This window comes from Acinetobacter sp. TY2 (assembly GCF_046269225.1).
Classification (GTDB): Bacteria; Pseudomonadota; Gammaproteobacteria; order Pseudomonadales; family Moraxellaceae; genus Acinetobacter.
Genome location: NZ_JBJZOR010000005.1, coordinates 1 through 21,251 on the forward strand (window position 1 = coordinate 1; position 21,251 = coordinate 21,251).

At 38.9% G+C, this 21,251-nt stretch carries 14 protein-coding genes; 10 read left to right on the forward strand and 4 right to left on the reverse strand.

What is annotated here, in order from left to right:
- The 8 genes from ACK1JC_RS04120 to ACK1JC_RS04155 all read left to right on the forward strand — a co-directional run.
- Positions 1–2,961 (forward strand): YadA-like family protein (locus ACK1JC_RS04120; RefSeq protein WP_409510592.1); only part of this gene is annotated, 2,961 nt, incomplete at its 5' end.
- 63 nt (positions 2,962–3,024) lie between these two features.
- Positions 3,025–3,810, forward strand: coding sequence for a trimeric autotransporter adhesin/peptidogylcan-associated protein TpgA (gene tpgA, locus ACK1JC_RS04125; protein ID WP_409510593.1), 786 nt, complete (start codon positions 3,025–3,027; stop codon positions 3,808–3,810).
- Between the two features lie 27 nt (positions 3,811–3,837).
- Positions 3,838–4,263, forward strand: coding sequence for a hypothetical protein (locus ACK1JC_RS04130; protein WP_409510594.1), 426 nt, complete (start codon positions 3,838–3,840; stop codon positions 4,261–4,263).
- A 26-nt stretch (positions 4,264–4,289) separates the two neighbouring features.
- Positions 4,290–4,715, forward strand: coding sequence for a hypothetical protein (locus ACK1JC_RS04135; RefSeq protein ID WP_409510595.1), 426 nt, complete (start codon positions 4,290–4,292; stop codon positions 4,713–4,715).
- A 360-nt stretch (positions 4,716–5,075) separates the two neighbouring features.
- Positions 5,076–6,905, forward strand: coding sequence for a dihydroxy-acid dehydratase (gene ilvD / locus ACK1JC_RS04140; protein WP_409510596.1), 1,830 nt, complete (start codon positions 5,076–5,078; stop codon positions 6,903–6,905).
- Positions 6,906–7,205: 300 nt separating this feature from the next.
- Positions 7,206–8,507: a hypothetical protein gene (locus ACK1JC_RS04145; RefSeq protein WP_409510597.1), complete on the forward strand. Its 1,302-nt coding sequence runs from the start codon at positions 7,206–7,208 to the stop codon at positions 8,505–8,507.
- Positions 8,508–8,522: 15 nt separating this feature from the next.
- Positions 8,523–8,810 (forward strand): chorismate mutase, encoded by a 288-nt coding sequence (locus tag ACK1JC_RS04150; protein WP_409510598.1) that lies wholly within the window; start codon positions 8,523–8,525, stop codon positions 8,808–8,810.
- 972 nt (positions 8,811–9,782) lie between these two features.
- On the forward strand, positions 9,783–10,526 hold the full coding sequence (locus ACK1JC_RS04155; protein WP_409510599.1) for a sulfite exporter TauE/SafE family protein: 744 nt from the start codon (positions 9,783–9,785) through the stop codon (positions 10,524–10,526).
- A gap of 6 nt (positions 10,527–10,532) precedes the next feature.
- On the opposite strand, the gene ACK1JC_RS04160 is transcribed toward ACK1JC_RS04155, so the two are convergent.
- The 4 genes from ACK1JC_RS04160 to ACK1JC_RS04175 all read right to left on the reverse strand — a co-directional run bounded on the left by ACK1JC_RS04160 (position 10,533) and on the right by ACK1JC_RS04175 (position 16,714).
- Positions 10,533–11,429, reverse strand: a complete 897-nt coding sequence (locus ACK1JC_RS04160) for a LysR family transcriptional regulator (protein ID WP_409510600.1) — start codon at positions 11,427–11,429, stop codon at positions 10,533–10,535.
- Between the two features lie 150 nt (positions 11,430–11,579).
- Entirely contained in the window at positions 11,580–12,884 is a 1,305-nt protein-coding gene (locus ACK1JC_RS04165) for a solute carrier family 23 protein (protein ID WP_409510601.1), read from the reverse strand.
- A 349-nt stretch (positions 12,885–13,233) separates the two neighbouring features.
- Positions 13,234–15,924 carry a phosphoenolpyruvate carboxylase gene (gene ppc / locus ACK1JC_RS04170; protein ID WP_409510602.1) on the reverse strand — a complete coding sequence of 897 codons (2,691 nt, stop codon included), beginning with the start codon at positions 15,922–15,924 and terminating at the stop codon, positions 13,234–13,236.
- Positions 15,925–16,072: 148 nt separating this feature from the next.
- On the reverse strand, positions 16,073–16,714 hold the full coding sequence (locus ACK1JC_RS04175) for a TetR/AcrR family transcriptional regulator (protein ID WP_409510603.1): 642 nt from the start codon (positions 16,712–16,714) through the stop codon (positions 16,073–16,075).
- A gap of 170 nt (positions 16,715–16,884) precedes the next feature.
- On the opposite strand from ACK1JC_RS04175, the gene ACK1JC_RS04180 reads away from it, so the two are divergent.
- Together ACK1JC_RS04180 and ACK1JC_RS04185 are read left to right on the forward strand one after the other, a co-directional pair.
- Positions 16,885–17,988 (forward strand): efflux RND transporter periplasmic adaptor subunit, encoded by a 1,104-nt coding sequence (locus tag ACK1JC_RS04180; RefSeq protein WP_409510604.1) that lies wholly within the window; start codon positions 16,885–16,887, stop codon positions 17,986–17,988.
- Between the two features lie 8 nt (positions 17,989–17,996).
- Entirely contained in the window at positions 17,997–21,131 is a 3,135-nt protein-coding gene (locus tag ACK1JC_RS04185) for an efflux RND transporter permease subunit (protein ID WP_409510757.1), read from the forward strand.
- Positions 21,132–21,251 lie beyond the last annotated feature (120 nt).

A 21,251-nucleotide genomic window follows, 5' to 3' on the forward strand; every position in this document is an offset into this window, starting at 1 on the left:
AATGGCAAAGATGCTGCGAATAAAGACTATGTCGATAGTATTGGTGCAGGTACGACCAAAGCAGGCTTAAACTTTGCAGGCGACAGCGGAGCTAATGTCCATCGTGATCTAGGACAAACGGTTAAAGTTGTTGGTGGCGAAACAGATGCAACGAAACTGACGACAGGTAATATAGGTGTCGTTGCAGATGGCACAGACAAACTGACAGTCCAACTTGCGAAAAACATTGATTTAGGCAAAGACGGCAGTGTTAAAACAGGCGATACCACAGTCAATAATGCTGGGGTGAGCGTAGTAGAAACCGATTCAACAGGAACACCAACAGGTAAGAACAATACCCTTACAGCGGGTGGTAGTACGATTACGGATGGTGCAGGCAATGTGACTAACGTTACAGCGGGTAATATTTCTGTCTCTAACGGCATAAATACACTGAAATTAGATGCTGCAAAAGGTGATATTACTGGTTTAAGTAATAAGAATCTTACAGCAGCTGACTTTGCCTCTGCTGGTCGCGCCGCAACTGAAGAACAATTAAAGTTAGTCAGTGACGTGCAACAAACAACGAATGATTTTGCAGTTAGATATGATGCAGATCCAACAGATCCGACTAAAGCGAACAAAGATAGTGTGACACTTGCGGGTACCAATGGAACAACGATAACGAATTTAAAAGGAGGTGAGGTTAGCTTAACGTCTAAAGATGCTGTAAATGGTAGCCAACTATATGGTACTTACATAGCAATGATGGATGCGCTAGGTGGAAACTCATCATATAACTCGGATGGTACAGTTACGGCACCAACATATGCAGTAAATGGCACTGACTATAAAAATGTTGGGGCTGCAATTAGTGCTCTTGATACCGGGTGGATGTTAAATTCTAATGGTCAGAATTCAAGTGCAATTAAGGCAGGAGATACTGTAGATATTGGTACCGCTGATAGTGAAGAAAATTTAACAGTAACTAAAACAGGCAATAAAATTGATTTCGCTTTAAATAAAGATTTGAAATTAAGCACTGTGACTGCAACTGATAAAATTACCGTTGGTACAGGTACTAACGCCATTACACTTAATGGTACAACAGGTACATTGAATGGCTTAACCAATAAAACTTGGAACCCTGACAATATTGTAAGTGGTCAGGCTGCTACAGAAGATCAATTGTTGGTTGTTAATCAATCGATTAAAGACAATATTACTAATGTTGAAATTGATGATGGTAAGGGTGGAACAACGACCATCAATATTTCAGATGTCATTGTGAATAAGAACCCTGATAATAATAATCAGGACTCATTATTCCTAACGTACAACAAAGAAGGTCAGCAAACGACAGATCGTTTAACCATTGCTCAAACAGTACAAAAAATGAATACGGAAGGTGTGAAATACTTCCATACCAATGCGGATATGAGCAAAGGTTCATTGGGTACAACGAATGACTCGAGCGCTGGTGGTTTAGATTCTACAGCAATTGGTGTAAATGCAATTGTCGCTACAGGTGCGATGAGTTCAGTTGCATTAGGACATAATACAAGCGCTCTAGCTTCAGCGACGGCATCTGTAGTTTTAGGTCATAGTTCAATTGTAGGAGGTGCTTCATCAATTGCAATTGGTGACGGTGCACAAGCATTAGGTAATCAATCGATTAGTATTGGTAAGGGTAATATTGTTAAAGGTAATAATTCTGGTGCCTTAGGCGATCCATCAATTATTAATGGCAACAATAGTTATTCGGTGGGTAATAACAATACGATTAGTACAGACAATACTTTTGTACTTGGTAATGATGTCACTCAGACAGTTGAAGGTTCAGTTGTATTGGGTAATAAGTCTGCTGCAACAACAGGCGCTGGTATAGCGGGTTATATTTCTGCGAATGCGGCTGCTGCAGATCAAGCTGCTATTTTGGCAACGACATCAACAACAGGTGCAGTAGCTGTAGGTAATGCTTCAGCTGGAGTTTATCGTCAGATTACAGGTGTAGCAGCAGGTACTGCAGATTCAGATGCGGTAAATGTTGCACAGTTGAAATCTGTAAGTAATCAGTTGAGTGATCAGATTAATAATGTTAATAATTCTGCTGTTCAATATGATAAGAACCCAGATGGTACTGTGAATAAGGGCAGTATTACTTTAGCTGGTGGGACAGATGGCAAAGGCACAACGATTACGAATGTGAAAGACGGCAATGTTGCTGAAGGTTCAAAAGATGCCGTTAATGGTGGTCAATTATGGAATGTTCAGCAGCAAGTTGATCAAAACACATCTGACATTAATAATATTCAATCGAATATTAATAACATTACGAGTGGTAAAGCGGGAATTGTTCAGCAAGAAAATGCGACTGCACCAATTACGATTGGTAAAGACTCAGGTGGTACAACCGTTAACGTTGCTGGTAAAGATGGTGATCGTGTTGTGACAGGTGTTGCAAATGGTGCTGTGAATTCAACATCGAAAGATGCAGTGAATGGTAGCCAATTGAACACGACTAATGATGCAGTTGTTAAGTATCTTGGTGGTGGTGCCGCGTATGACAATATTACTGGAAGTTTCACTGCACCAAGCTATACCGTTGGTGACAGTAAACATAACAATGTTGGTGGTGCAATTGATGCATTGAATCAGGCGGATCAAGCGCTGAATCAAAAAATTGATAATGTCAGTACCAAATTGGATGATGCATTCCGCGTGACTAATGACCGTATTGATAATGTTGAGCAAAAAGCCAATGCAGGTATTGCAGCAGCAATGGCGCTTGAATCTGCACCGTATATTCCAGGTAAATATACTTATGCTGCAGGTGCCGCTTATCATGGTGGTGAAAATGCAGTGGGTGTGACCTTACGTAAAACTGCCGATAATGGTCGCTGGTCGATCACAGGTGGTGTTGCTGCGGCATCTCAAGGTGATCCAAGTGTTCGTATTGGTATCAGTGGTGTAATTGATTAATCATCAGATGGGGGAGGCATACAGATGCTTCCCTTTTTTCGACCCAAATATGAGGAAAATAAAATGAATACATTGAAGAAAAAAATTATGTTCAGTGCACTCTGTGGTCTGATGATGTCCATCACCAATGCAGCTGCGCCAGTACAAACGACAGAAGAAATTCACTTTCCAGAAATCAAAGACAGTTATTTAAAACAAGTACAGCGTTATGAATATGATGATGTTGCACGTTTAGATAAAGGTCTAACCAAAGATCAAATCCGTTATTTATTGGGTAATCCACAGTTTTCAGAAGGTCTATTTGCTGTTAAGACGTGGAATTATGTACTTGATATTCGTGAACCAAATAGTCAGCAATATAAGCGTTGTCAGCTTCGCATTGATTTCGATAAACAGTATTTGTCGGAAGATCTTTATTGGAAAGGCGAGGCATGTCAGGGTTTAATGGCATGGGGCGTAAACAATGAATCAGCTGTAGAAGCAGATGGCTTATCTGCTGAAAATGCTGCAAATATATTGTTTTATTTTGATCGTGGTGATAAACAAGGAATTAAAAATCCTAGTATTATTTCTGAAATTGCGACAAAGATTAAACAATCACAAACAGAAGCAGTTCATGTGACTGGTTATACAGACCGTTTAGGTAGTTATGGCTATAACCAAAACTTGTCGGCATCTCGTGCTAATACCATTGCACAGTTGTTGGTTGAACAGGGCGTGAGTGCGGATCGGATTCAGTTTGAGGCTAAAAATCGTACCGATAGCTATCAGCAATGTTCTGGTGAGAACAAAAAAATACAGTTAGTGGAATGTTTGGCGCCGAATCGTCGTGTCAATATTACGTGGTAATAACAAACTGAAGATAAGTATAGAGCAATGAAAAGAACGCTATTGAGTTTAGTTGGAATATTGAGTGGTCTACTTGCTGTATCCACTGCATCAGCTGATCTGACATTGGTACAAAAACTACAATCAGAAAAAAGTTGGGGATTGATTCAACCAGGTATGAGTTGTATTGAAAAATATCAATTTTTACCAAATGGGGATATTCTGATTCAGAGTAATCGTGAGCGCGTAACAGGGGTTTATCACTTTATGCAAGCAGCAACTAATTTTGAGTTGCCTGCAGTGATGATCAGTTTTAAAACCGATAATCGTCAACCTGATTGTGCTGGTAGTACAATAGATCAAGCTGGGACATCGACTACGAATTTTATTAAAAAAGTATCAGATCAGCAGATCTATTTTTGTAATGATGCATTAGGTCAAAGTTGTCCCGTGTATTTACGACCAGAACGTTAATTTAAATTGTATAAGGAAGTATTTGAATGTTAAAAAGATTTGTAATGATTACATGTACTCTAGGCATTGCTTTTTCGGTTCAAGCATTTGATAAAAATCAAGTGGCACTCGATAAAACATTCTGGGGTAATTGGTCAGTTTATAATGCAAAAACGCAATGTTCAGAAAAATATCAATTTAATAAACCAGGTCAGTTTAACTACACAGCGAAACAAAAAAAAATGTCAGGTGAATTTGCCATTATGCGCAGTAAAGATGCTAAAGAGCTTGATATTTTGACCATGAAAGTTAAGTCTGATAATAAAGCAGCGAGTTGTGGTGGGCAGGCAACAGATTATACCAATGCTGATATTCGTCTAGGTTTAAAGTGGGTTTCAGCAACGACAGCAGAATTATGTACCGATGTGGCAGGTAAACAATGTACAGGTTTATACTTAATTAAGCAGTCATAAGACTAAGAGATTAAAAAAAGGCTTCTTTGGAAGCCTTTTTTATAAAATAAAATTGGCAAAAACATAAAAAAGCATAACTAAAATTAATGTAAAAATAAAAAATTATTCATATAAGTTTTGTATGGAATCGAAGGTGATGGGTTTATATTAGGAGGTATTCAAGATGTATTGAATGACAAGTTCGGAATATCAGCCAATTATGTGCGTATAAAAAAAGATCGCATGGCTTGCTATCACAGAGCTCAGTAACCTGTAGTATGATGTGATTATATTTTGACTGATTCAATGCGGAATTTCAGTTTATTTGCCAAAATGAATCTTAGCATTCATTTCAAGCTCAAACCTTGTTGGAATAACACAATGCCTGACTATCGTTCAAAAACATCGACACACGGAAGAAATATGGCTGGCGCACGTGGCTTATGGCGTGCAACAGGAATGAAAGATGAAGATTTTGGTAAACCGATTATTGCAGTAGTGAACTCATTTACCCAGTTTGTACCAGGTCATGTACATTTAAAAGATTTGGGTCAGCTTGTCGCACGCCAAATTGAACAAGCAGGTGGCGTAGCTAAAGAATTTAATACCATTGCTGTCGATGACGGTATTGCGATGGGTCATGATGGCATGCTGTATTCACTACCATCACGTGATTTGATTGCAGATTCAGTGGAATACATGGTCAATGCTCACTGTGCAGATGCAATGGTGTGTATTTCTAACTGTGACAAAATCACACCAGGAATGTTGATGGCATCTATGCGCTTGAACATTCCTGTCGTGTTCGTTTCAGGTGGACCAATGGAAGCGGGTAAAGTCAAAATTCGTGGTAATGAACATGCGATTGACTTGGTTGATGCGATGATTGTTGCGGCAGATGACAGTTTCACCGATGAAGAAGTAGCCGAATACGAGCGTTCCGCGTGTCCAACTTGTGGTTCATGTTCAGGTATGTTTACTGCAAATTCAATGAACTGTTTAACGGAAGCATTAGGTTTATCGCTTCCGGGTAATGGTTCTACGCTTGCGACACATGCCAACCGTCAAAAATTATTTGAGCGTGCAGGTCAATTGATCGTTGAAATTACTAAACGTCATTATGAAGAAAACGATTACAGCCTATTACCACGTTCAATTGCGACCAAAGCAGCCTTTGAAAATGCGATGACTCTTGATGTTTCAATGGGTGGTTCAACTAATACAGTACTTCATTTATTGGCTGCAGCACACGAAGCTGAAGTTGATTTCACCATGACAGACATTGACCGTTTGTCACGTAAAGTACCTGTATTATGTAAAGTTGCACCAGCAAAACAAGACGTGCATATGGAAGATGTCCACCGCGCAGGTGGCATCATGTCAATTCTTGGCGAGTTAGATCGTGCAGGTTTATTGGATACTTCCGTACCAACCGTACATGAAAAGACGTTGAAAGATGCTTTAGATAAATGGGACATCATGCGTACAGAAGATGAAGATGTGTATAACTTCTTTAAATCTGCACCAGGTGGCGTACCAACGCAAACTGCATTTTCACAAAACCGCTACTATGCACGTTTAGATGGTGACCGTGAAAATGGTGTCATTCGTAATGCAGAACATGCATTCTCACAAGATGGTGGTTTAGCTGTACTTTACGGCAACATTGCATTGGATGGTTGTATTGTAAAAACTGCGGGTGTTGATGATTCAATCTTGAAATTCAACGGTACAGCACGTGTATTTGAAAGCCAAGATGCAGCAGTGGAAGCCATTCTTGCTGGCAAAATTGTGGCAGGCGATGTGGTTGTGATTCGTTATGAAGGTCCACGTGGTGGTCCAGGTATGCAAGAAATGTTGTACCCAACCAGTTATCTAAAATCGAAAGGTTTAGGTAAAGATTGTGCCTTGCTAACCGATGGTCGTTTCTCAGGTGGTTCATCAGGTCTATCGATTGGTCACGTTTCACCAGAGGCTGCTGAAGGTGGTGCGATTGGTCTGGTTGAAGATGGCGACCGTATCGAAATTGATATTCCAAACCGTGGTATTCACTTGGCGGTTGATGATGCAACTATGGCGGCTCGCCGTGAAGCGCAAGATGCCAAAGGTTGGAAGCCTGCTGAAGAGCGTCCACGTAAAGTATCGAAAGCCTTGAAAGCTTATGCAATGCATACCACAAGTGCTTCTCGTGGTGCAGTACGTGAGATCTAAGATGACTTCATCCTCAGTATAGATGGAAATTATTTTCATTAGATTGAAAAATGCACTCTAAAGAGTGCATTTTTTATGACAGAAATATACTTAAATGCTGTATGAATGTGACTGAAACAATTGATTTAAAGTCAATCTAATCATTGAACTTTGAGTAATGAGTTGCTATAAGTTTGAGATGCACTTCAATATTTTGTGAAGCGTCTATCTTGAATGGGTGCTATGCTTGAACAGGTTTTAAACGAATCTGCTCATATTCAGTATTTTTCTGTTCAAAATTTTATTTCGAGGCAAAAACTCATGTCACTGCTACGCCGTTGGTTTGATCCAATCCGATCGAGTTGGTTCTATAAAAAGCCAATACGTCAGGAGACTCTGCCTACGGAACAGGGACTACATATTTATTTGCGTCTTGATGATGTTTATAGTTATTTGACTGTACAGCAACTGACGCAACTCGATGATATTCTAATTGAATCTTTAAAACCTTTAAAAGTGACGATTTCCGATACTGCCGAAGAACCTCCGAACGGTATGAGTATGGAAGAATGGCGAACCTATAGTTTGAATGATGCCAAAATTTTAGCCAATCAGCATCGATTTAGTTATGATAATGAAAAACCAGAACTACCTAGCGCAGAAGCATTACAACAAGCTGAAACTATTTTAAGAAATACACCACTCACGGGGCAAAATTTTCTCTATTTACTTGAAGATGTTTTTCACATGTTGTGGCAACAACAATATGGCAAATTACGTACTTTGTACGTCATGTCGAAACAACATCAAAAACCACAAAATTTACCTGAACGTATTTTTGATCATACGCCTGTACTAGAAAGTTATTTTTACTTTGGTGGACGGAAATATCATGCTGTCGATGATTTACTCCGCTTAACTCGCCGTTTAAAACAACAAAAATTACTCATTGATAACCCGATTTTCATGATTGATCATATTGAGTGGCGTGAACATTTACTCAGTGATGCAGAAGAGCTTGCGGAGATTCAGGCGATGCATCCTGAACTCGATTTATATATTGCGCTCGAAGACCCCATTAGTTGGTTATTGTTGGCGTATATTAAAGAAGAACTCGCAGATTATTATAATATTCAGCTTAATATTTTTCCGTTGAGTTATCACGGTCGCGACTTTTTTGATTGGGCATTGGCTACACGCTTGTCTAAGCGAACCGAAGTTAAATTTACGCCATTTTGTCGTCCAACTGCAGATAGTATTTTAAATATTGCACAGCTTTATTACAGCGTACCTGAAGAGCAACGCATTGATGCGATGTATGATATTTTGCAGGCAGTATGGACAAAAGGAAAAGATTTTTCTCACAAAGCGCATTTACAACAGATGCAACGTGAATTGGGTGTGGAGCAACTGACTGAACTTGATATTAACTCTTTACTTCAGGAAAATGATGCACGTAGCGTAGCAAAACATCAGCCCGATTTTCCTATACTCGAATTAAGGATTGATGGAAAACAATATACTTTCAATAGTCTCTATCGTGTTTGGATGATTGAAAGTATATTTAGTAATGTACTTGAGCAAAAATATAAAGCAGAAAACCAATCGGAACATCGTCAATAGGATAACGATTTAAGAATGAACAAAGAAAAATGTGAAAACTTAGAGCAAGCAAGAGCAAAAATTGATTTGATTGATCAGGAACTGATTGAAATGATTGCAACGCGCCAATTTTATGTCGATCAAGCCGTTCGTTTTAAGCGTACAGCAGAAGATGTACAGTCGCCAGAACGTGTGCAGCAAGTGATTAATAAAGTTCGTGAGCAAGCCGTTCAATTACATACAGATCCAGATTTAGTTGAAAAAATTTATCGGGAAATGATTCAGCATTTTATTCAACGCGAATTAAAGGAAATTCGCCCATAAAAAAGCTGTTGTATGATGCAACAGCTTTTTTATTTTAACCATCTCGATCTTACAATCATAAAAGGTCGGGATCATTTCAAATTTTATTCATTTACTGTAAATGAAGACCTTTGTTTTGTACTTTCTAAGCTCCAGATTTACGGAAAGAACGAGCAGATAAATACGTGTTTTCCATAAATTGTAAATATACAATTTGACCATCTATGACTTTAGCTAAAGTAGAGAATGGAAAGTTAAATGTACAACCTACCTCTACTGACGTATAAGTAAACTGACCAAATACAGCGACATTTTCCCCTTCACCAAATATCTCAGTGATTTGGAAGTCATTTACTTCCCATACGTACTGAAAGTAAAGAAAGGGTCGAGATAAATTTGATGACATTTACATACACCACACCATGGTTTTATAGGTTCAAGTTCCTTATTTTTAAAGCTTAAAGACATATACAGAGCATTTTCTACAACGAGTTTTTATGCAGTATTTTTGACTTTATCTTTAGATGAGTTTGCTAAAAATGTACTGACAACATCTTTAGGGTCTTTTGTTGTTAATGCGATTTCAATTAGATCGATTTCATTTGAAATTTGATTTATACGTTTATTAAGGTGATATAAGAATTATTTATTTGAAAATATTATGACTAAGATAATGTCTTGATATGAAGACGTAATTTAATATATCGAATATAAAAAAATCAGATACTGCTTGTACCTCATAATATAAATTTAAAATATAAAAGACGATTTTTGTCTGCATTTTAAGACTGATTGGTCTGTAGTTTATTGAATTTTAAATAATTATTTTAATTTGTATAAATTGGTTCTATTCCAATTGTTAAATATTGGATGCTTCCTTTTAAATTTAAGCAATGAGAGCCTCAATCATTGATTGAGGCTTACTACTGAAAACAGTGATTTCTCAGTTATAGATGGCGTTGTAGCATGTGCCCAATTGCTGAGGAACGTTCTATGATTGGATTTATCATTGCTGTATTTACCATTGCAGGCATGATTAAAGGTACGATTGGTTTAGGTTTACCTGCTGTATCTATGGGGCTTTTAACTTTGGTGATTAGTCCTTTTCAAGCTGCTACATTGTTGATTATTCCATCTATTGTGACCAATCTTTGGCAACTTTTTGCTGAGGGCAATGTGTTAAGTCTCATTAAACGGTTTTGGCCTTTGTTATTAGGAATTATTGTTGGTTCAGTGTGGAGTATTTTTCCAACTCTAGGACAAAATACTTCGGGCTTTCACAGTGAAGCACTACTCGGTGGAATGTTGGCACTGTACGGGTTGTATGGTTTATTTGCCAAAAGTATGCCGAATCTTGCACCATATGAAAAATGGTTATCTCCAATGGTCGGCTATTTGGGAGGGGCTTTAACGGTCGCAACAGGCGTAGTGGTCATTCCTGTCGTACCTTATGTGCAATCTTTGCAGTTAAAACGTGATGACTTAGTTCAAACACTTGGACTCGCTTTTACCGTATCAACTTTTTGTTTGGCGATTTTCTTACATCTAAATCCTGTAGAAGATACGCCTATTGATTATAAATTATCATTGATTGCACTTATTCCTGCATTGGTTGGCATGTGGGCAGGAACAAAAATTCGTTACCGTATTCCTGAGCAAAGATTTCGTAAGCTATTCTTTTGTGGTTTAGTGATTTTTGGATGTTATTCAGTTTTGCATCCGTTTGGTTTGATTTAAGTTTATTTATAAATGATTTTTTTGTTCGATTAAAAATTGTGAAAAATGTTGATAGGACAAGGGGAGTTCATCAAAGTTTTTCGCAACGAGCAATAGTTTACGATTTGCCCATTCTCCAACAAGCTCTACTTGACGAAAATCATATAAAATATTTAAACGCCGTGCAGCACGTTTGGGCATGATTGCAATACCAACACCATTGGCAACGACTTGAGCAATGGCAGCAAAATTTGGCAGTCTAAGCCGATATTGAATTGCACAATTGAGCAATTTTGCTTGGGTTTCAATCGATTGTTGTAGCGAATGATATTGCATTAAACCGACAAAAGGATAATGCAAAATATCGATTAAATTAAGCTGTTGTTGATCTTTGAGTTCATGAAATGGTGGACAAATGAGTACCAATGGATCATCTGAAAATTCGAGGGTTTGTAAGCCTGAATGATGAAAAAAATTTGAAATCAGCCCTAATTTTGCCGTATCTTTTTCGATACTTTGAATAATTTCACGACTTTCAGCTTCTTGTAGGTCTATTTGAACATGTGGATTTTCGACCAAATATTGTGGCAGTAATATAGGTAAATATTCACTTTGTGCAGAAGAGTTACACCAAAGCGTCATTTGAGCTGTCATACCTTTGGCATAGGGTGACATGACTTGTTCAAGTTTCTTTGCTTGTTGTACCAACAATAAAGCTTGTTCTGCAAAAGTTTGTCCCGCAAGGGTGAGTTTTACTCCATTGGCATGACGAGTAAATAGATGAGTTTTATAATATTGCTCTAATTTTTTGATACGCTCACTTGCTGCTTGTAGCGAAATAGCCGAACGCTCTGCTCCGCGAGTCAGGCTACCTGTATCGACAATATTAAGAAACAATTGCAGGTCAAAAAAGTCGAGGCGCATGGGAGTCTGTTACTGAAATAGCTTGAGAGTAGTTTTATTTTACTTAAAGTTGATGATAAAAAAAGTAGATTTATGACAGTCAAAATCAAGGTATAAAAAAAGCAGCCCAATGGCTGCTTAAAAAGTCACAATTTATTATTTTGAAAAAAACTATTCTGATTTGTCGGCAAAACTAAAAATCCAATTTAAGAATAAAGCAGCGAATGTAGCGGTACCAATACCACCTAAGTTAAAGTCACCAAATTGTAGGGCAAAATCACCTGTCCCTAAAATAATCGTTACAGCAGCAACCATTAGGTTTTTATTTTTGGAGAAATCAACTTTGTTTTCAATCCAAATTTTTGCGCCTGCAATAGTAATTAAACCGAAGACTACAATTGAAGCACCAGTTAAAATTGCCGTTGGAATAGTGTGAATAATGGCACCAAACTTTGGTGAAAAACCTAAGAAAACCGCAAATACGCCAGCAATGACGAAAACAATAGTTGAGTAAACACGGGTGACAGCCATTACACCGATATTTTCACCATAGGTCGTCATACCTGGTGCGCCTACACCACCTGAAAGTGTGGTGGCAATACCATCGGCAACAAAGGCTTTACCAATGTATGGATCTAAGTTTTCACCAGTCATGGCGCTAACTGCTTTGATATGACCTAAGTTTTCAGCCACTAAAATCAGTGCAATAGGTGCAATGATGAGCATTGCATTGACATCAAAAACAGGTGAGTGAAAGGTTGGCATTCCGAACCATGCAGCTTGTTGAATTGGTGTAAAGTTAATTGGTGTACCATTGCCCAAGACATTCGATACAATAAAATAGATCAAATAAGCACACAGTAAACCAACCAATAACAATAAGCGTTGTAATAAACCTTTGGTGAATACAGCAATTGAACCCATACACAGTACGGTGACCAAAGCCATCCACATATTAAAGTTATTACCTGCGACACCTTTGACAGTTACAGGTGCAAGGTTTAAACCAATAATCATGACTACAGCACCAGTCACGACAGGTGGCATGAGTTTTTCAATCCATCGTGTACCTGTTGCCATCACGATAAAACCGAAAATTGCATATAAAATACCACACGCCATGATCCCGCCAGCAGCAGTCGCAAGGTTGAGGTTAGGTGCACCTGTACCCGATGCAGCATAGCCTGTCGCAGCAATAACGACACCAATAAAGGCAAAGCTTGAACCTAAATAACTAGGAACACGTCCACCAGTCATGATGAAAAATAAAATGGTACAAATCCCTGACATTAAAATGGCAAGGTTTGGGTCAAAGCCCATCAGAAATGGGGCAAGAACCGTTGCACCAAACATAGCAAATGCATGTTGGATACCTAAAACAGCACTTTGAGCGGGAGGAAGATACTCATTGGTACCGACAGGACGAGCATCAACGCTGCCTGAATAAGGTTGCCATTTGGGGAACCAGTTGGACATAAAATGAGCACTCTAAAAACAAATTTGGAACATCATACGCTTGTTTTTAATAATTTTTAATTTCTGTAACAAATTTTCGTTCAACTCAAATATATGAGTTTTATGGTTAATTTACCATTTGGTATATAAAATATTGTTGATAATAGTGAGAATTATGCGTATATATCGGAAATAATTCGCTTCTGAATCATATAAAAAAGGCAATAAAAATTTGGCGAATCATCATGTTTATAAAAGTGATAATGCCTATTCTAAAAGCGTAAAATCTTTTTTTAATGGTTACGTGACTAAAAAATAAAAAAGGGATATTTAAATATCCCTTTTTCAATGTATAACGAAGATGGATCAATTAACCTGTATTGCGTAAACCAGCTGCAATGCCTGCAATACTCACCATAAGAGCATGGTCGACAGGCGTGTGTTCAGCTTGACGTTCTGCCAAGTAACCACGACGACGCTTCATGAGTTCAGCTTGAAGTAAGTGTAATGGTAATAAATACGGTTTACGAATTTGCATCGCCTGATCTAAAACTTCATTGGAACTGAGCAGTTTCGATTCACCTTTCATTGCCAATAATGTTTGTACTGCATCGTGTAAACGCTGACGAAGCTCTGTACCAAGGATTTTCAAATCCTCATCATCAGTTAGGTGTGCTTCGTAATATAGTGCAATGTTTGAATCGGCTTTAGATAAAACCATTTCCAACATATCAATTAAAGTTTGGAAGTACGGCCATTCTGCTAACATTTCATCAAGTAAATCTTTTTGACCTTGACCAATAACTTGATTAATTGCCGCACCTGTTCCGAGCCAAGCAGGAAGCATTAAACGAATTTGTGTCCATGCAAATACCCATGGAATAGCACGTAAAGATTCAATACCCCCACTGACTTTGCGTTTTGCAGGACGTGAGCCGAGCGGTAACATTTGTAATTCAAGTTCAGGAGTAACGGTACGTAGGTACTTCACAAAATGTGGATTTTCACGCACAGTTTGACGATAAACCTGAACAGAAAGATCTGTCATTTTATGCATCAAATCACGCCATTCCTGTTTAGGTTCAGGTGGTGGTAATAGTGTTGCCTCAAGCGTTGCTGCGGTATAAATTTCGAGGTTTTGAAGAGCAATTTCTTCTAAGCCAAATTTAAAGCGAATCATTTCACCTTGTTCAGTTACACGAATAGCACCTGAAATTGAACCCGGTGGTTGTGAGAATAATGCCTGTTGCGTTGGTGCGCCACCACGGCTGATTGAGCCACCACGCCCGTGGAAAAGAGTCAACTGTACGCCATGTTGTTGAGCAATCGCAGTCAATTCTTCTTGTGCACGATACTGCGCCCAATTTGCTGACATAAAGCCTGCATCTTTAGCAGAATCTGAGTAGCCAATCATCACTTCATGTTTACCTTGAATATGCTGTTTGTACCAATGCATATTGAACAAAGTGCTCATGGTACTTGCTGCGCCATCTAAGTCTTTCAAAGTTTCAAACAATGGAACGACACGAAGTGGATGTTCGATGCCAGCTTCTTTTTGCAGGAGTAAAACGGCTAAAACATCACTCGCATATTCCGCCATTGAAATGATGTACGCACCTAAACATTCTTTCGGTTGTTCTGCTAACGTCCGCATGGTGGCAAAAACTTCTTGCACATCCGGATGGTCAATCAGGCTACCTGTTGGCTCATTAAGATGTTTTGGTAATAGTGGGCGTTTGCTTTGTAGTTCTTGCAATAAAAAGTTTTGACGGGCTTGTTCAGTCCATGTTTCAAAATTGCCTAAACCTAAATATTCAGTAATCGCAGAAATGGCTTGGCGGTGACGACCTGATTCTTGGCGAATATCAAGTTTGAGTAATTCGATACCAAAACAGTTCACACGGTAGATAAAATCGAGCAATTTACCATTGGCAATTTCAGGTAAATTAGAGTCCATCAATGAGCGATAGCATAGCTGTAATGGTTGTAATAATTCATCTTTATGACTAATAATTAAGCTACGATCAACATCTGAATGTTGTCCACGCAATTTATCAGCAAGCCATTGGCGGGTCGCTTTTAGACGTTCACGTGTTGTACGTAAATATTCACGGTATGGCTCAGGGTGTTTGTAGCCTAATGCTTGGCTTAACTCCTCTGAAGATGCCTCAATTGACAATTCCCAACGTAAGTCTTCAATATCTCGTAGATAAAGATCGGCAGCTTTCCAACGCGATAACCACAAAACTTCTTGAGTAATATTATGAGTAACATTAGGGTTACCATCACGGTCGCCACCCATCCACGATGCAAAGCGAATTGGGGCAATATTTAACGGTAACGATTTTTCACAGTTGTCTTGTACTTGTGAATCTAAGCTACGAATGAATTTTGGTACAGCATTCCACAATGTTTGTTCAATGGTAGTGAAGCCCCATTTTGCTTCATCAATAGGTGTTGGGCGATGCTGACGAATCTCATCTGTTTGCCAAGCAGAACAGACCAATTGTTTCAAATCGGCAAGTACTTCATCACGTTGTTTTGGTGTGAGTTTTTGTTGATCAAATTTAGACAGGCAATTATTGATACCATCATATTTTTGAATGAGTGTACGACGACTGACTTCAGTGGGATGCGCTGTGAGTACCAATTCAATTTTTAGTTCACAAATTTGTTGGTAGAGCTTATCGGCATTAATTTCTTGGTTTTTAAATTTTTCAAATAAATGATCAAGGACATTTGGAGAGGGTGCGGTCACATCAAATTCACTTTGACGGCGACTGCGTACCACATGATACTGCTCAGCAATATTGGCAAAGTTCAAAAAGTGTGAAAAAGCACGGGTCAGGGGTAAAATCTCTTCATCTTTTAAATTGAGAAAGAGTTGTTCAAGCTCTTTTTCAGCTTCAAGTTGCCCATCACGTGCGCCTTTGCCTAAAGCACGAATTTGTTCAATCTGATTAAACAAATCCTGCCCTGCATGTTCTTTTAGGGTTTCTCCAAGCAAATTTCCGAGTAGGCGGACGTCTTCGCGTAGAGGAGCATCAATTTGTTGAACCATTTTTTACTCTCCATGTGTTCTCTTTTTTGAATATGCACTCGATTTTCTGCTAAGCCAAGCAGGTACAGACAAAAGTATGTATTCATTGCATACTTTTTCTGCAAATAGGGTAGTGACCAATTCAGTATGCCCAAATTGGTCTTATAGATTATTTAGAATTTAAATATTTAGGTGGGATACTATATTTTAATAAGAATAGATCAATACATTCAGTAATAATGCTTTCTTTTTCTTTAGCATCGGGTGGATTGCGGATACCGAGTAAAACTTCGTGATGACGCATACCAAGTAATAAAGACAATATCAGGCAAATCTGTTTATCAATCTCATTTGATTGAATAAAACCAAAAGATGCCGCTTGGCTGAATAAATTTCCCCAAACCATATTCATACGTTGATGAGAAGCATTAAAAAATAAAACTGCCAATGGATTTTTTTCGGCAGCAAGCTCAAGTAATAAATGCTCTAACTTAATGGCTTCGGGCAAATTGACAACATTTAATGCAAGCCCGCAAGTTTGATGAAGCACTTCACGAAAATTACTATCTGCAGATAACGTTAGTGGCTTAGCGCTGATTGATTCTTCACAAGTCGCTTCAATTGCACAAATAAAAAGATTCTGTTTGTCCTGAAAATGATTATAGACCGTGAGCTTGGTCACGCCTGCTTCTTGGGCAATGTGGTTCATGCTTGAACCATTATAGCCATTTTTGAGAAAAACAGCTTTGGCAGCATTCAGAATGTTCTGACGCTTTTCGAGATCTTTAGGTCGTCCAACAGGTATTTGCACAAACATATCCATAAAAAAAACTAAGTAAAGTCATTTACTTTTTACAGCAATTGCAATTAGTGTACCATGCGGTATATTAATTAAGAAATAATCAAATTAATAACCCGTAATTGTTTTGTCTGAAAAAATTATTTTGCCTGAAAAAACACATTTGAATAAGAGCTTTGTGTATGAATATTTTGAAAACGACGATCAGTAGTCTGATGATCATCAGTTATGTAACGCTGTGGGGATGCAGCAAAGAACAACCCACTGTAGAACAAATTCCATTTGTAATGGTTCAACAACCTGCAACGTCTCTGATTGACCAAAAAAGCTATGCAGGCGATGTGCAGGCAAAACAACAAACGGCTTTAGCATTTCGTGTGGGTGGACAAATTGTTGAACGTTATGTCGATACGGGAGACCGCGTTAAAATCGGTCAGGTTTTAGCAAAACTTGATGTGAAAGATGCGCAATTACAACTTAACTCAGCTCGTGCACAACTTGAAAGTGCACAGTCTGCTGCTAAAGTTGCGGCAGATGAGTTTAAGCGTTTTCAGCAACTTTTACCGATTAATGCTGTAAGTCGGTCACAGTACGATACGGTTAAAAATCAATATGATTCAGCCAATGCAGCACTAAAACAAGCGCAATCGAATTATGATGTCAGTGCTAACCAAACAGGATATAACCAATTGGTTGCCAATAAAAATGGTGTCATTACTGAACGTAATATTGAAATTGGACAGGTGATTTCAGCAGGGCAGCCTGCATACCAAGTGGCAATTGATGGTGATCGTGAAGTGGTGATAGGTGTTCCTGAACAGGCAATTTCATCAATTAAAGTTGGTCAAGATGCTTGGATTACTTTGTGGTCAAAACCGAATGATAAATTTGCAGCTTATGTTCGAGAAATATCCCCTGCGGCAGATCAATCACGGACTTTTAGTGTCAAAGTAGCACTTAAAGAAGGTCAGTCTGCAATTCAACTTGGGCAAAGTGCCCGTGTTTTCTTTAGTCAAAATATTCAAAATATTTTAAGTGTGCCCTTGTCGAGTGTATCAGCCACAGAAAATCAGGCTTATGTTTGGGTAGTCAATCCAAATCAGACTGTACACAAAGTTAACGTGACATTGGGTGCTTATGGACGTGACAGTGTACCAGTGATCAGTGGTTTACAAGCTGGACAATGGGTCGTAGTAGGTGGTGTTCATTTACTGCGTGAAAAGCAAAAAATTAAACCTGTAGACCGTGAAAATCGTGCTGTCAGCATGAAAGAGGCGGGCATATGAGCGAACCAATTAAATTTAATCTCTCTGAATGGGCACTGAGAAATAAAGGTTTAGTTCTTTATTTTATGTTACTGCTCGGAATTGTCGGTCTATTCTCTTATTCAAAACTTTCACAAAGTGAAGATCCACCCTTCACCTTTAAAGTAATGGTGGTACAGACTTATTGGCCAGGTGCAACGGCTGAAGAAGTTTCTTTACAGATTACCGATAAAATTGAAAAACAGCTGATGAGCACAGGCTCATACGACAAAATTATGGCGTATTCTCGACCAGGAGAATCCATGATTATGTTTATGGCTCGAGATTCATTGAAGTCTTCGCAAGTACCCGATGTATGGTATCAAGTCCGTAAAAAGGTTGGAGATATCAAAGGGCAATTGCCAAGTGGTGTGCAAGGACCTTTCTTTGATGATGAGTTTGGTGATACCTACGGTAATATTTATGTGCTCACTGGCAATGACTTTGACTATGCGACTTTAAAAGAATATGCAGACCGTTTGCAGTTACAGCTACAACGTGTGAAAGATGTCAGTAAGGTGAACTTGATTGGTTTACAAGATCAAAAAATTTGGATTGAGTTATCAAACACCAAAGCGGTGCAACTCGGTGTACCTGTCACAGCCATTCAAGAGGCATTAGCAAAACAAAATGCCATTACCAGTGCAGGCTACTTTGAAACAGGTTCAGACCGTATTCAAGTCCGCGTCAGTGGTGCAATTAAAAGTGTCGATGACTTAAAAAAAATGCCGTTGTTGGTGGGCGATAAAACTATTCAATTGGGCGATGTTGCCGATGTCTATAGAGGTTTTAGTGAACCAGCCCAACCTCGCATGCGTTTTATGGGGGAAAACGGTATTGGTTTGTCTGTGGCGATGCGTAAAGGTGGCGACATTATTGCGCTTGGTAAAAACCTCGAAACAGAATTTCAGTCGCTACAAAAGACTTTACCTTTGGGTATGAAACTGCAAAAAGTGTCAGATCAGCCGGTGGCGGTACAGCGCAGTATTCATGAGTTTGTAAAAGTGCTTGCTGAAGCTGTCATTATTGTTTTATTGGTCAGCTTCTTTTCACTCGGTTTCCGTACAGGGCTTGTGGTAGCATTTTCCATTCCATTGGTTTTGGCAATGACCTTTGCAGGCATGAATTTATTTGATGTTGGTCTTCATAAAATTTCTTTGGGTGCATTAATTTTAGCACTGGGTTTATTGGTCGATGATGCGATTATTGCCGTTGAAATGATGGCGATAAAAATGGAGCAAGGCTATAGTCGAATGAAAGCGGCAGGCTATGCGTGGACGAGTACCGCATTTCCCATGCTAACAGGAACACTCATTACCGCAGCAGGCTTTTTACCAATTGCCACGGCTGCATCAAGTACAGGGGAATATACCCGTTCAATTTTTCAAGTGGTGACCATCGCACTGATTGTGTCATGGATTGCTGCTGTCCTGTTTGTACCATATTTGGGCGATAAATTATTGCCTGATTTTAGCAAAACAGCTCAGCGTGCTCCGTGGTATCAACGTTTAATAGCTCGTTTACGTAAACAGCCTGAACCTGAGCCGATCGTGCATCATGCAGGTGAGCATTTTGACCCTTATCAAAGTCGTTTTTATCAAAGTTTTCGTAAATTAGTTAATGTATGTGTGACCTATCGAAAAACCGTTGTGGCAATTACGGTCGGTATTTTTCTGTTGTCAGTTGCGATGTTTAAACTCGTACCACAGCAATTTTTTCCACCATCTAACCGTGCAGAAATTTTGGTCGATTTAAAACTCGAAGAAGGAGCATCACTTACAGCGACAGAAGATGCTGTGAAAAAAGTTGAAGCATTTTTGTCGAAGCAAAAAGGTATTGATAACTATGTCGCTTATGTAGGGACGGGTTCACCACGCTTTTACTTACCACTCGATCAACAAATGCCACAGGCAAGTTTTGCACAGTTTGTTGTTTTGGCATCATCAATTGATGATCGAGATGACATTCGCAAATCTTTAGATACTCAAATTCGCCAACTTTTACCACAAGTTCGTACTCGTGTGTCATTACTTGAAAATGGTCCACCTGTGGGTTATCCACTGCAATATCGTGTTTCTGGTGAAGATGTAAAAATGGTACGTCAAGAAGCTATGAAAGTTGCGAAGCTGGTGGGAGAGAATCCAAATACGACCAATGTTCATTTAGATTGGGGCGAGCCAAGTAAAATCATTTCTTTGAATATTGATCAAGATCGTGCACGTCAAATGGGTGTGACTTCACAAGATTTAGCTAATTTCTTAAATAGCTCAATTACAGGTGCAGTCATTAATCAGTATCGTGAAAAACGTGAATTAATTGATATTCGTATTCGTGGTGATCAACAAGAACGCATGAGTGTAGAAGCATTGTCAAGTTTGGCTGTACCAACAAGCAATGGGGGCACAGTACCTCTAGCGCAGATTGCACAAATTGATTATAAATTTGAAGATGGTTTAATTTGGCATCGTAACCGTTTGCCAACGATTACTGTTCGTGCTGATATTGCGACGAAGTTACAGCCTGCGACAGTCGTTAGTGAGTTGGCTGAAAAGATTGATCAGCTACGCACTGAATTACCGAGCGGTTACTTGGTTGAGGTTGGTGGTACAGTAGAAGAATCGGCAAAAGGACAAAGCTCCGTGAATGCGGGTATGCCATTATTCTTGGCTGTGGTCTTTACCTTATTGATGATTCAATTGAAAAGTTTGTCACGGTCATTCATCGTCTTTTTGACTGCACCATTGGGCTTAATTGGCGTGGTGCTGTTTTTAATTCTGTTTAATAAACCGTTTGGTTTTGTGGCAATGCTTGGCACAATTGCACTGTCAGGCATGATTATGCGAAATTCACTCATTTTGATTGATCAGATTGAGCAAGATATTTTGGCTGGGCAAAATCAGTGGGATGCAATCTTAGATGCTACAGTACGCCGTTTCCGCCCGATTATTTTAACAGCGTTAGCTGCGGTACTTGCGATGATTCCATTATCTAGAAGTATCTTCTTTGGACCGATGGCTGTGGCGATTATGGGCGGATTGATTATTGCGACATTATTGACGCTATTTTTCTTACCTGCGCTGTATGCAACATGGTTTAAGGTGAAAAAAACCATCGAAACTACATAAAAAAGCGGAATATCAGGTGCGAAAAATTGAAAATTTCAATATAGTAGCACTTGATCGTTTACATAAAATAATATTTGTAAATTTACTGCATAAAAATGATATCAGTGTGCAGTAAATGTG

What these genes read in the sequence shown, in the direction of transcription:
- ACK1JC_RS04160 (WP_409510600.1), bottom strand. Translation starts at nt 11,429, where the DNA reads ATGCGCCTCGACTTTTTTGACCTGCAATTGTTTCTTAATATTGTCGAT.
- ACK1JC_RS04130 (WP_409510594.1), top strand. Translation starts at nt 3,838, where the DNA reads ATGAAAAGAACGCTATTGAGTTTAGTTGGAATATTGAGTGGTCTACTT.
- ACK1JC_RS04150 (WP_409510598.1), top strand. Translation starts at nt 8,523, where the DNA reads ATGAACAAAGAAAAATGTGAAAACTTAGAGCAAGCAAGAGCAAAAATT.
- tpgA (WP_409510593.1), top strand. Translation starts at nt 3,025, where the DNA reads ATGAATACATTGAAGAAAAAAATTATGTTCAGTGCACTCTGTGGTCTG.
- ACK1JC_RS04135 (WP_409510595.1), top strand. Translation starts at nt 4,290, where the DNA reads ATGTTAAAAAGATTTGTAATGATTACATGTACTCTAGGCATTGCTTTT.
- ACK1JC_RS04165 (WP_409510601.1), bottom strand. Translation starts at nt 12,884, where the DNA reads ATGTCCAACTGGTTCCCCAAATGGCAACCTTATTCAGGCAGCGTTGAT.
- ACK1JC_RS04145 (WP_409510597.1), top strand. Translation starts at nt 7,206, where the DNA reads ATGTCACTGCTACGCCGTTGGTTTGATCCAATCCGATCGAGTTGGTTC.
- ACK1JC_RS04155 (WP_409510599.1), top strand. Translation starts at nt 9,783, where the DNA reads ATGATTGGATTTATCATTGCTGTATTTACCATTGCAGGCATGATTAAA.
- ilvD (WP_409510596.1), top strand. Translation starts at nt 5,076, where the DNA reads ATGCCTGACTATCGTTCAAAAACATCGACACACGGAAGAAATATGGCT.
- ppc (WP_409510602.1), bottom strand. Translation starts at nt 15,924, where the DNA reads ATGGTTCAACAAATTGATGCTCCTCTACGCGAAGACGTCCGCCTACTC.
- ACK1JC_RS04180 (WP_409510604.1), top strand. Translation starts at nt 16,885, where the DNA reads ATGAATATTTTGAAAACGACGATCAGTAGTCTGATGATCATCAGTTAT.